The 12,618-nt window shown below is 39.4% G+C and carries 12 protein-coding genes; 1 reads left to right on the forward strand and 11 read right to left on the reverse strand.

Going from position 1 to position 12,618, the window contains the following annotated elements; genetic code table 11:
- Positions 1 to 7: 7 nt before the first annotated feature.
- On the forward strand, positions 8 to 676 hold the full coding sequence (locus tag ACFQRG_RS14800) for a phosphatase PAP2 family protein (RefSeq protein ID WP_380967346.1): 669 nt from the start codon (positions 8 to 10) through the stop codon (positions 674 to 676).
- Positions 677 to 807: 131 nt separating this feature from the next.
- On the opposite strand, the gene ACFQRG_RS14805 is transcribed toward ACFQRG_RS14800, so the two are convergent.
- The 11 genes from ACFQRG_RS14805 to xseA form a co-directional block, all read right to left on the reverse strand.
- Entirely contained in the window at positions 808 to 1,029 is a 222-nt protein-coding gene (locus ACFQRG_RS14805; protein ID WP_380967348.1) for a spore germination protein, read from the reverse strand.
- 56 nt (positions 1,030 to 1,085) lie between these two features.
- Positions 1,086 to 1,307 (reverse strand): spore germination protein, encoded by a 222-nt coding sequence (locus tag ACFQRG_RS14810; protein ID WP_380967350.1) that lies wholly within the window; start codon positions 1,305 to 1,307, stop codon positions 1,086 to 1,088.
- Between the two features lie 244 nt (positions 1,308 to 1,551).
- The gene (spo0A, locus tag ACFQRG_RS14815) at positions 1,552 to 2,343 is read right to left on the reverse strand and encodes a sporulation transcription factor Spo0A (RefSeq protein ID WP_380967352.1); all 792 of its coding nucleotides are present in this window, start codon (positions 2,341 to 2,343) and stop codon (positions 1,552 to 1,554) included.
- A 217-nt stretch (positions 2,344 to 2,560) separates the two neighbouring features.
- Positions 2,561 to 3,859 carry a SpoIVB peptidase gene (gene spoIVB, locus ACFQRG_RS14820; RefSeq protein ID WP_380967353.1) on the reverse strand — a complete coding sequence of 433 codons (1,299 nt, stop codon included), beginning with the start codon at positions 3,857 to 3,859 and terminating at the stop codon, positions 2,561 to 2,563.
- A 145-nt stretch (positions 3,860 to 4,004) separates the two neighbouring features.
- Complete coding sequence (gene recN, locus ACFQRG_RS14825) at positions 4,005 to 5,702, reverse strand: DNA repair protein RecN (protein WP_380967355.1); 1,698 nt, start codon at positions 5,700 to 5,702, stop codon at positions 4,005 to 4,007.
- 119 nt (positions 5,703 to 5,821) lie between these two features.
- Positions 5,822 to 6,637 carry a TlyA family RNA methyltransferase gene (locus tag ACFQRG_RS14830; protein WP_380967357.1) on the reverse strand — a complete coding sequence of 272 codons (816 nt, stop codon included), beginning with the start codon at positions 6,635 to 6,637 and terminating at the stop codon, positions 5,822 to 5,824.
- A gap of 2 nt (positions 6,638 to 6,639) precedes the next feature.
- On the reverse strand, positions 6,640 to 8,532 hold the full coding sequence (gene dxs, locus ACFQRG_RS14835; protein ID WP_380967359.1) for a 1-deoxy-D-xylulose-5-phosphate synthase: 1,893 nt from the start codon (positions 8,530 to 8,532) through the stop codon (positions 6,640 to 6,642).
- Positions 8,533 to 8,549: 17 nt separating this feature from the next.
- Positions 8,550 to 9,161: a hypothetical protein gene (locus tag ACFQRG_RS14840; protein WP_380967361.1), complete on the reverse strand. Its 612-nt coding sequence runs from the start codon at positions 9,159 to 9,161 to the stop codon at positions 8,550 to 8,552.
- A 971-nt stretch (positions 9,162 to 10,132) separates the two neighbouring features.
- Positions 10,133 to 11,023, reverse strand: coding sequence for a polyprenyl synthetase family protein (locus ACFQRG_RS14845; RefSeq protein WP_380967362.1), 891 nt, complete (start codon positions 11,021 to 11,023; stop codon positions 10,133 to 10,135).
- Entirely contained in the window at positions 11,013 to 11,255 is a 243-nt protein-coding gene (gene xseB / locus ACFQRG_RS14850) for an exodeoxyribonuclease VII small subunit (RefSeq protein ID WP_380967485.1), read from the reverse strand. Before xseB ends, ACFQRG_RS14845 begins: the two co-directional genes overlap by 11 nt.
- A complete protein-coding gene (xseA, locus tag ACFQRG_RS14855) occupies positions 11,245 to 12,618 on the reverse strand; it encodes an exodeoxyribonuclease VII large subunit (RefSeq protein ID WP_380967364.1) in 1,374 nt (457 codons plus the stop codon). The genes xseB and xseA overlap by 11 nt, the downstream gene beginning before the upstream one ends.

Genomic DNA, 12,618 nt, shown 5'->3' on the forward strand with positions numbered 1-12,618 from the left:
GATTCTTATGAAGGATGTGGTGTACAGGCCAAGAATATGGATAGGGCTATTTGTCATTAACATCATTTTGTTTTTTTTTACAGCATGGTCGGTAAAAACCCATCGTAAATATGTTCAATACATTGATCAAATAATCATAAAATTATCCAGAGGACATATTACCGATATTAAAACATCCTTTGCTTTAGTTATCACCCACCTTGGAGATTACCATTTTTGCCTCACTATGACTATTATTATCAGCATTGTTCTATTTTTTCTTAGGCAATACTTTACGGCAATAACTTTTTTATTGGGATTCATTGGTGCCCGTTGTTGCCGCAGCCTTTTAAAATATATGCTATATCGGCCGCGCCCGAATCACATTCACTTAGTTCCCGCCAGTGACGGGTCATTTCCAAGCGGGCATATGATTTATTCGGTATTTTTTTATGGCGCGATATTATTTTTTGTCATCTATATTCTTATTAAAAACGGGCAATTATCAAAAACTTGGCTTGGTATGATCCCAGCTTTATTAATGGTGATTTTAATTGGATGGTCGCGTATTTACCTTGGCGTCCATTATCCTACTGATATTATTGGAGGCTTTTTTATCGGAACTTCTTGGCTTTCTCTCGTTTTATCTTTTTATATTGCTGTAAAAAAACGCTTTGCCCCTAAATTGTCAAAATAAAAACAGAGAACCCGATTCTCATTCTTTAAAGGGAATCGGGCTTTGTTGCCAGGTAAAACACTTAACATATAAAGAAAGGTTCCGTAACCTTTTATATAAAAATGCATAATATATGGGTGTCAATGAATTGCCTAAGTGGCAGCTAAATCTGTGTCATTTGCATCAGGGTCAAAAGTATTTGTCGAACTGTTAAAATTATTAATCAAATGAAAATCACCTGTTGGAAAAGATCCCGAACCGGACAAAACTTTTTCAGCCGTTTTTGGCGAAATATAAAAAGCGTCTCCATTGTTAAAAACAGCACCCGATTCTTGGGCAGTAATCTTTATAGGACCTAAAATGATTGACGGCATTCATTTATCTTCCCTTCTTATTTTTAATTTTGACTATTCGATGGGCTGCATATCATTTAAATGTCTGCAATGTTTGTGTCATTTATGTCTGAATCAATTGAATTTGTTTCACTAAAATAATTATTGCTAAGATGAAAATCGCCGGTACTGTTTCCTCCTGAACCTTTAAACGTTTTTACGGCTGTTTTAGGAACCAAAGCCAAACTATCTCCAGAATTAATAACGCCCCCTGATTGAAGCGTATTGATTTTTACCCCGCTTAATAAAATTGACGGCATACTCATATCCTCCCTTTATAATGGCAGTTACCATATATTATAAATATTTTCACTATATTGCTTGGACTTTTGGCAAAGGCTTTTTTATTAGAGGAATATGACAAAATTTTAATACAAAATAAAAAGACCAACGAATCATAAAATTTCATTGGTCATTAAATAAAAATTTCCAGGTTTTGAAATGAATATTGAGTATAAATTTAAATAATTAGTAGGTTTTATAAGTGCTAAATTTTTCGTTGTTTCATCCTGCCTTATGCTCAATCCTTAGCTTGTCGGCAACCATTGCAATGAATTCACTGTTAGTCGGCTTGGCTTTAGACATGGATACGGTATATCCAAAAAGGGAAGATATTGATTCAATATTGCCGCGGCTCCAAGCCACCTCAATAGCATGCCTGATCGCACGTTCTACACGGCTTGAGGTTGTTTTATACTTTTTCGCTATATCAGGGTACAACACTTTCGTAATCGAACCGAGCAGTTCAATGTCATTATAAACCATGGAAATCGCTTCACGTAGGTACATGTATCCCTTAATATGAGCTGGAACGCCAATTTCATGAATGATGCTTGTTATGCTTGCATCAAGATTATGCGGCTTATTGTTTGCGGTATTAATGACTGAATTTCGCTTTGCTTGAGGTATAGGGGTCCTTTGCTTTCCTGCTACTTGACGAATATTATTGACTAAATTCTCCATATCAAACGGTTTTAATATAAAATATGACGCGCCTAAATCTACAGCTTTCTTTGTGACATCCTCCTGCCCGAATGCTGTCAACATAATGACATTTGGTTCCGGAAGATCGGCATCCTGTCTTATTTGCTCGAGAACACCTAATCCGTCAAGATGCGGCATGATAATATCTAACACAAGAACATCAGGTCGTACCTCTTTTATAAGTGAAAGACATTCCTGTCCATTATATGCAGTGCCTACGACTTCAATATCCTCTTGATTCTCTAAATATTCTTGAATGAGCTTTATAAGTTCCTGATTATCATCTGTCAAACATACTTTTATTTTCTCCACAAAGGTTCCTCCTCTAAATCATAGTTCTACATCATATGATTTCGACACAGATAATATTTTCCCTTTTTTATTTTTTTGTGAATATAATACTATTTATTATGACTTTCTTGCTTTTTCACTCAAATACTCCCCAATTCGATCATTTTAGTCATTTGACATTTATTTAGTTGTTATTTTGTCGAATAATATGTAAAGAAGGGAGGAGCATAGTTTTCCCTTAGCTCACTGCCTTCCTTTCATGGTTATTTTGGTAAATATTAATACCGGCTTCTTGAAGCATCCATTCGATATGAACACCGTATCCCGATGTTGGATCATTTACAAAAACATGTGTCACAGCGCCAATAATTTTACCATCCTGTATAATTGGACTGCCGCTCATCCCCTGAACAATGCCGCCTGTAGCCTTTAACAGGCGCTTGTCAGTGACTTTAATGACCAATCCTTTTGTTGCCGGGAATTTTTGCGGAACAGAACTCAATATTTTAATATTAAATGCCTGAACCTTGCTTCCATCTAAAACAGTTAAAATTTTTGCAGGACCTTCCTTCACCTCATTAGATAATGCGATAGGCATCGGCTTATTTATTATACCGTTATTAACCTTCTGATTTAAACTGCCGTATATGCCAAATGGTGTATTTTTATTAATTTTGCCTATCGGTTTCTCATCGGCTGGAAAAGAAGCAATTTTTTCACCAGGCTGGCCATTTTCCCCTCGATCAATAGCTGTTACGGTTGATTTAACAATTTGTCCGTCACTGACCACAATCGGCTGCTTAGTATCAACATCTGAAATGACATGTCCTAATGCACCGTATTTTTCAGATTTAGGGTCATAAAAAGTTAATGTTCCAATTCCGGCTGCAGAGTCGCGGATATATAAGCCAATTTGCGCTTTATGATCGTTTTTATCTTTTAATGGTGTTAATTCTTTTGTAAGCTTTTGATTATGTCTTATTATATTTAATTTTAAAGGTTCGTTATCCTTAGCGTCACTAACCAATTGTTTCACATCTGACATACTTTTGATCTTTTTACCGTTAATCTCTGTAATAACATCCCCAACTTCGACCCCTGCTGTTTCACCAGGAGATTTTTGGCCATTAACTGTATCAACTAAATGATAGCCAACAACGAGTACTCCTAAAGTGTTGAGTTTAACACCAATGGATTCACCGCCTGGTATTAAGCGAAGATCGGGCAACACTTTCACATCCACCTTTTTGACGGGCATTTTTCCCGCTGTTACAAGCATATCCGTCTTTCCTGCTAATTTCCCCTTTAAAGAAAGTTGATGATTTTCTGAAGAACCTGCGGCGACTGTCTTATTCCGTATTTTAAGGTGAGACGCCTGCGGTATTTTTGCAGCAAGTGCAGATGATTCATTTTGAAATAACGTAATATGATCAGGTATCGTTAAATACTCTTTAACAGGCTGAAGAAATCCCAGGCTTATAATAAAGCCAAGAAGGACTAAACCAGTTATTCGCCTTAGCCAGTCCGACTTTTTCATGAGTCACTCTCCTCGCTCCTAACCCACACCCTTTTTTTGATTAACCTTTTAATTTTTTTGTTGCATTTATAAGTTTGCCTCTGCCGAAGATATTTATAACGCGTTGTAAATAAAATGCTATCCATAGTTGGATAGCGATTCATCGTTATGATTTTATTTCCTGAGCCAACTTCAAAAGTTCTTCAGCATGCTTTTTTGTAAGGTCTGTCATTTCAACACCTGAAATCATTCTGCCAATTTCCGCTATTTTATCAGTGTCATTTAAAGATTGCACCTTAGTCGCTGTCCTGTTATTAGCAACTTTTTTAGATATATAAAGATGCTGATCAGCCATTGCGGCAACTTGCGGCAAATGGGTAATGCAAAAAACTTGTGAGGCATTTGATAATTGATAAATTTTTTCAGCCATAGCTTGTGCGACTCTTCCGCTGACACCGGTATCCACTTCATCAAATATGATTGAAGTAAGGCCGATAAATGATTTAAAATTTGATTTAATCGCCAGCATAATCCTGGACATTTCGCCGCCTGAAGCAATTTTAGCCAATGGTTTTAAGGGCTCGCCCGGATTCGTTGAAATTAAAAATTCGACCTCATCAATCCCTTGAAATTGATAAGATTTAAAATGATCTAACAGCTCCGGCGTCTTTATTCTTACATCAAATTGAGCTTTTGCCATATGTAAATCTTTTAATTCACGATTGATCGCTTTTGAAAGATCCCTTGCAATTTTTTGCCGTTTACTCGATAACTTTGTTCCCTTATCCTTAAGAATTGCAAGTTGTTTAACAAGTTTATTTTCAAGCTCGTCAATTGTTTGATCATGATTAGCTAAATCTTGATATTCTTTTTGGATACCATTCAAATACTCAAGAATATCTTTAACAGTTTGGCCATATTTTTTCTTTAATAAACTTATCTCATTTAATCTGGTTTCAATCATATTTAACCGTTCAGGCTGGTATTCCATCTGCTCTAAATGTTCCCTTAGCGCAAAGGCGTTTTCTTCAAGTATATAAAAGCTGTTAGAAACGGCATTTGAAATCGATTTAATATTAGCATCTAAATCCTGAATAGCCTCAAGATGATTAACAGCTTGTCTTAAAAAATCGAGTCCTTTATTTTCGCCGTATAATGACTCATAACTGATTTGCAATGATTGATATAATTTTTCAAAATTGACCAATTGTTTTCTTTCTTCTAAAAGGATATCTTCTTCATTTTCTTTAAGGTCAGCATCAGTAATTTCTTTAATTTGATATTTTAAAAGGTCGATGCGCTGGGCAATCTGCTGTTCATTTTTGCTGAATTTCTGAATTTGCTTATAGGTATTTTGCGTTTCTATGTAGCATTCCTGGTATTGTGTTTTGAGTTCTTCTAATTGTTCTCCGCCAAAACGGTCAAGTAAGCCGATATGTTTTTCAGGATGCATGAGTTCTTGATGTTCATGTTGACCGTGGATATCAACAAGTCTTTGTCCGACTTCCTTTAAGTTAGATAAAGTCACTAATTTCCCATTTATCCTGCATACACTTTTTCCATTTTCAGAAATTTGCCGGCGAATGACAATCATTTGATCAGGAGAATCAATGCCTATTTCTTCCAAAACTGCAATGACAGGATGTGAGTCATTGATTTCAAACAGCGCTTCAATTTCGGCTTTTTTTGCCCCGTGGCGAACATATTCGGCTGAACCTCTTCCCCCGGCAAGCAGACTGATTGCATCAATAATAATTGATTTTCCTGCGCCCGTTTCACCAGTTAATACGGTTAATCCTTGTTCAAAAGAAATATTTAGTTTTTCTATAATCGCAAAGTTTTCTACTCGACATTCTAATAACAAAGTGACCAAGCTCCTTTTCCCGATTTTGGCCCGAATTTTTGTTCTCACTTTATTGTTACGCGATTCGTCTGATTTCGTCAAGAAAAAAAGAAACCCGTCAGCTTGAACTGACGAGTTTCTTATTTTTTTAATTGTGCATGCGCTGCTTCAACAACGTGTTGAATTGTATTATCATCTAAATTTCTTCCGGTAACGCTTGCGCCTTTCCATTCAAGGTGCGCTAAAAACTCAATATTGCCGTCACCGCCGGTTATTGGCGAAAAGTCAAGCGCTAATATCTCATAACCTAAGGATGCGGCAAAGTCTAATATATCACTAATGACTTGAAAATGAGTTGAAGGGTTTCTGACAATCCCTTTCTTGCCAACCTCTTCCTTGCCAGCTTCAAACTGAGGTTTAATTAAAGTAACAGCTTGTCCATTAGGTATAAGAATATTTGAAAGCACTGGCAGCATTTTTTTGATGGAGATAAACGAAACATCCATCGTTGCGGCATCAGGGAGCCCAGCTTGGAAATCTTCAGGTTTGGCGTAGCGGAAATTCGTTCTTTCCATTACAACAACCCGCTCATCGCTCCTTAGCTTCCAAGCCAGCTGATTATATCCAACATCTAAGGCATAGACGAGCTTTGCACCATTTTGCAGGGCGCAATCAGTAAACCCGCCTGTCGATGAACCGATGTCCAACATGATTTTATTTTCAACCGTAAAGTTAAAAACCTTTAATGCTTTTTCAAGTTTTAAGCCTCCGCGGCCTACATAAGGCAGCGGATTTCCTTTGACTTCTATTTCTGCATCACTGTCTATTTTTGTACCCGGTTTATCAATTCTTTGCTGCTTGGAAAAAACTAAGCCTGCCATAATTGCTTTTTGCGCTTTCTCCCTTGAATCAAAAAACCCTTGCTTTACAAGCATAACATCGATTCTTTCCTTCATGATCAGGCCCTCTGACGATGAGTAGGAATTAATTTTTTTGCATGGTGATAAATTTGTTCAGACGTTAATCCGATTTCATTAAGCAGGTCTTTGACATTCCCATGCTCAATGAAGCGGTCAGGAATACCCATACGGTCAATCACCATATCATGATAGCCTTCATCATGGAAAAATTCTAATACGGCACTGCCAAAGCCGCCTTGCAGCACACTTTCTTCAACCGTTAATACAGGCATGTGAAGCTCGGCTATTTTTCTTAACATGTCATCATCCAGAGGTTTAATGAATCGGGCATTAACCACCGAAACAGATATACCTTCCGATTGCAATTGTTTTGCTGCTTCCATAACTGTCTGAAGCATTGGACCAAAAGAAAGGATAGCAATATCTTTACCTTCTTTTAAGATTTCCCAACGGCCAATCGGCAGTTCTTTTAATTCTTTGTCCATATTGATTCCGATGCCGTTGCCCCGGGGACATCTGACAGCAATAGGGCCATTATCATATTTTAAAGCTGTATTGACAAGGTGCTGACATTCATTTTCGTCTTTACCCATAGCAATCACCATATTTGGCAGACTTCTGAGAAATGCTACATCAAAAACGCCTTGATGTGTCTCTCCGTCCGCACCGACTAATCCGGAACGGTCGACAGAAAAAACAACATTAAGATTTTGTCTGCACACATCATGGACGATTTGGTCATATGCCCGTTGCATAAATGTTGAATAAATAGAAACAACCGGTTTCATCCCTTGAGTTGCCAAGCCGGCCGCCATCGTTGTCGCATGCTGTTCGGCTATTCCGACGTCAAAGAATCTTTTCGGAAATTCATTTGCAAAACCCTCTAATTTAGAGCCAACAACCATCGCCGGTGTAATAACAACAATACGTTCATCCACACGGGCCAGTTTTCTGAGCGTTTCACTTACTACTTTGCTGTATCCCGGAGGCGCATTAACCGGTTTGATAAAGTCTCCCGATTCAATTTTATACGGTCCGGTCCCGTGCCATTCCCCTGAAACATCTAATTCAGCCGGTTTATAGCCTTTTCCTTTTTGCGTAAGAACATGAACAAGCACCGGTCCTTTAGTCTTTTTGGCATAGTTGATATTCTCAATTAGATTGTTCATGTTATGGCCGTCAACAGGACCTAAATAAGTAATACCAAGTTCCTCAAAAAAGACACCGGAAACAAGCATATATTTGACTGTATCTTTCACACGTTCGGCAGCACCGGCAATTTTCCCGCCAAATGCCGGAATCTTCTTCATTAAATACTCGAGATCATCTTTGACTTTCTTATATTTGCCCGCAGTTCTGAGCCGGCCAAGCATATTATGCATAGCACCGACATTTGGTGCGATCGACATCTCATTATCATTTAAAATAATAATCATATTTGTCTGTTCATGACCAATATGATTAAGAGCTTCCAAGGCCATACCGCCTGTCAGTGCACCATCCCCGATAATAGGGACAATTTGTTCATTCGTTCCTTTAATATCCCTTGCAGCAGCCATGCCCATTGCCGCAGACAATGATGTTGAACTGTGGCCTGTTTCCCAAACATCATGTTCGCTTTCCGATCGCTTAGGGAAACCGCACAAACCCTTATATTGACGCAACGTATTAAATTGCTCTGAACGTCCTGTTAAAATTTTATGAACATATGATTGGTGGCCAACATCCCATATTAATTTGTCTTTTGGGCTGTCAAACAGTTTATGCAAAACTAATGTAAGCTCCACTACACCTAAGTTAGGGGCGATATGTCCTCCCGTCTCAGACAGCTTTGTAATTAAAAACTGCCTGATATCGGCGGCTAGGGCCTCCATTTCTTTTACACCCATACCCTTTAAAACATTCGGATTCTTAATACAATTTAGCTCCATGAGTCATCATCACCTTATTATTTGACGTTTCTATTGGCAGTTTTTTTCTTCTTTTTCCCATTGCCTAATAAATTAACATGGAAATGGTCTTCGATAAAGTAAAACACCCTGCCAACTTGAAAAATAATTTTCGTTGAATACTTAATGGCAAATGATTTGCCAAAAGCCTTGCCACCGACTGTAAGAGCACAAACGACCGAAGTCAGCAGTACTGAAACCGTGTTTTGCAGGGCGGACCCTTCACCTTTTCCAAATTGAACCATAAGCTCAATAACAACAACAGCTGATGCCGTTCCGCTTACTATGCCGGAAATATCGCCAATCACATCATTGCAGAAATTAGCAACCCGGTCGGCGTTACGGGTAATTGTAATGGCCTGCTTAGCCCCTTTGACTTTCTCTGATGCCATAGCATGAAATGGGATTTCATGAGCAGCTGTCGCCGCAACCCCTATAATATCAAAAAATATACCGATCAGGACAATGATTAATACAATAATCATGCCGACAGCCCAGCTGACGCCATTGAGCAAAGTATTAGAAACAATTGAAAAAAGAGCCGCTAACACGAATGTGATAACGGCTATACTAATGCTCCATTTTAAAGACTTCTTTATATCAACCTTCATGTTAATCCCCTATGTAAAGAATAAGAGCAGGTGGCCATTTGAGAAGTAAACGCTGCGGCTTTAGGTCCAGTAGGTTTTCCCGTAAAGCTACCTGAGCGTCGCCACTCTGGCAGTTTCCTTTTAAAGCCTTACCAACGCTGTCGCCAAACGTTGAACTGGATCGCCACTTAGACCGCACTATAATCCTTCTCAAATGTCGCGGTGCGAACAGTCTAGGAGTTTTCCTCAACAGCCGACACTGTTTCCTAGCCTCTTTTGCAGAGATGATTTCATATGACGCTGGGTCTGATCGTCGGCCAAACAGATCAGTGCCCCTAAATAATCATAATCCCCTCAAACTCCACTCAAGGCAGGCTACGCTGTTTGTCGTACCGAATCTTCGGCCAACAATCAGGTTTTTCCCACTTTATCAGTTGAAAAAGTGAGCCTCCGCGAAAGCAGGGTCTTCGCCCACATGCCCTTGTGGATCGCCCTACTTTCTTTACTCCCAGCATCGACCCAAGGCTGGGCGCCCCAAGCCGATACTAAGAACTTCATCGATGTGCCCTTTGGCGGATTTTTAGCCCCGCCTTCAAAAACAGGAAGACTGACTAGAATACTGCACCACCTTTACATTCTGCCTCTATCATAACATATTATAGTATAAGACTCAATGTGATAATTTATTAATGAAAATTGCAAAAAGAGTTTTAAGTACGTGTTCAAAAAGAGACGAGAAGCAGTGATACTTCAGTAAATATACTGCGGCGCAGGAGCACCGAGCGACTCTTCTCGAACTACTGCGAGCTGCGACGAGAAGTTGGCGATACTACATTGAATAGACGCCGGCGCAGGAGCACCGAGCGACTCTTCTCGAATTACTGCGAGCTGCGACGAGAAGTTGGCGATACTACATTGAATAGACGCCGGCGCAGGAGCACTTTACCTTACAGTCTCGACAGCTATTTTCCCGGACTTTTTGAACATCAGCTTTAATGATTTCTGTCTAATACGTAGCCCATTAACTGCTGAAGGCGGTATGAGTCCACATTTGCCGCCTTTAAATAATGAAGAGCGGCATCTGCATGCTTATTCATTTTTTCTTTTGCTCCTTCCAGTGTAAGCAGTTTGGGATAAGTATTTTTATTGTTTGTAACATCACTGCCAACAGGTTTACCTAACGTGATTTCATCTCCAATAATATCCAATATATCATCTTTAATTTGAAAGGCAATACCGAGATGTTTGGCGAAGTCAGAAAGGTTTTCTGCTTGTTGTTCATTCGCTTGACCAAGAATAGCGCCCGCTTCAACAGCAAAACATAAAAGTCTTCCCGTTTTTCGTAAGTGAATGCTTTGAAGTTCTTGTATTGTTAATGATTTTCCTTCGGCTGTTAAATCATCTTGCTGGCCGCCGACCATTCCTTCCGGTCCGGCAGCGTTAGCCAATTTTTGTATTAAAGCCATTTTCATATCATTATCAATATCCGGATGATCAATACCCGCAATACATTCAAAAGCATAGGTAAGTAACGCGTCACCGGCCAAAATCGCCGTAGCGTCGCCATAGACTTTGTGGTTTGTCGGCTGCCCGCGCCGCAGGTCATCATTATCCATGGCCGGCAAATCGTCATGGATTAAAGAATACGTATGAATCATCTCAAGCGCACAAGCTGTTTCAATGCCTTTTTGACCGTCATGACCCAAAGCTTCGATTGAAGCCATTAAAAGAATTGGCCGCAGCCTTTTGCCGCCCGCTTTCAGTGAATATACCATTGATTTTTTTAAAATTTCAGGAGCCCGCAGCTTTGTTATATATTCAGGTAAAGATATATCTATTAACTGCTTTTTTTCTTTAAGGTATTGATTAATTTCATTGTTCACTCATGTCGTCCTCCTGAATTTTAAACGGTCTGATCTCATCTTCTTCAATAATTTGATCCATTTTTTCTTCAACTATTTGAAGTCGTTTGTGGCATTGCTTGGACAAGGCAACACCCTGTTGAAATAAATCAATGGCTTCTTCAAGAGGGACATCATTTTCTTCTAATCGCTTTACAATCACTTCAAGATTCGTCATGGCTTCTTCAAAACTCAAGTGTTGTTCATTTTCCATCTTCTCTTCGGACACTTGTTTCACTCTCCTCTATACCCCAAACTTGACAATCAAGCGTGCCATCGCTCAATTTTATTGTTAAAGGATCACCGGGCTGTACTTGTTTAACGGTTTTTACTAACTGTTTCTGTTCGTCATAAGCGAGACTGTAGCCCCGTTCCATGACTTTTAATGGGCTAAGCGCATTTAACTGGCCTAATAACTGTTTCAGATCACTTTGCTTTTGCTTATTTTGAAGTTTCATAGACCGGTTTAAGCGTTCTGACAATTCCTCCAACCGTTTTTTCGACAGCTTCATTTGTTCGGCTGGATGATGCTTATATAACAGACGCAGACTTTGCTGAGCCTTGTCCCGTTTTAATTGCATATGTCTTTTGGTATATTTCGTCAGTTGCATCATTAACCTGTCAAGATCTTGCTCTTTTTGCCTCATAAGCTGCTCAGGATAACGAAAGGCATATGATTCTCTTAGACGCTGCAGCTTTTCTTTTTCCCGCTCTACTTTTTTCTTAATGGCATAAGTCAGCCTGCTAAGCCGATCGTCAATCCGATTTTTCAACTCTTCGACATGCGGAACAGCTAATTCCCCTGCTGCAGTCGGTGTTGCAGCTCGAATATCAGCGACAAAATCAGCAATCGTGAAATCTGTTTCATGTCCAACAGCCGAAATAACAGGAACCATTGAATCATAAATAGATTGAGCAACAATCTCTTCATTAAACGCCCAAAGTTCTTCTATTGATCCGCCGCCGCGGCCAACGATCAGCACATCGATAGAGCCCCTGACATTGGCATCTTTAATTGCCCGGGCAATTGAAGACGCAGCCTTGTCCCCTTGAACTAAAACAGGAAAAACTGTTATTCTGGCCGCCGGAAAGCGCCTTTTAACGGTTGTGAAAATATCCCTGATCGCTGCCCCCGTCGGTGAAGTTATCACACCGATTTCGTTAGGAATAGCCGGCAAGGGCTTTTTCTTTTCCTCAGCAAAAAGCCCTTGCTCTGATAATTTCTTTTTCAAGGCTTCAAAAGCAAGATACAGGTTGCCAATCCCGTCTTGCTGCATTTCTTTAATATAAAGCTGATATTGCCCATAAGGTTCATAGACGGAAATTTCGCCGCGGACGAGCACCTTCATCCCATCTTCAGGTTGAAAGAGCAGTTTTTTATTTTGGCTGGAAAACATAACAGATTGAACACGGGAATGTTTATCCTTTAGAGTTAAATACATATGGCCGCGGCTATGCTTTTTAAAATTTGAAATTTCGCCCCTTAACCAAACATCTTGGAGATGAAGATCAGATTCTAATCTTCTCTTAAGATATCTCGTTAAAGCACTGACACTAATGTATCTCTCTTGTGCCAC

It is taken from the genome of Scopulibacillus cellulosilyticus (assembly GCF_042665295.1).
Lineage (GTDB): Bacteria > Bacillota > Bacilli > Bacillales > Sporolactobacillaceae > Scopulibacillus_A > Scopulibacillus_A cellulosilyticus.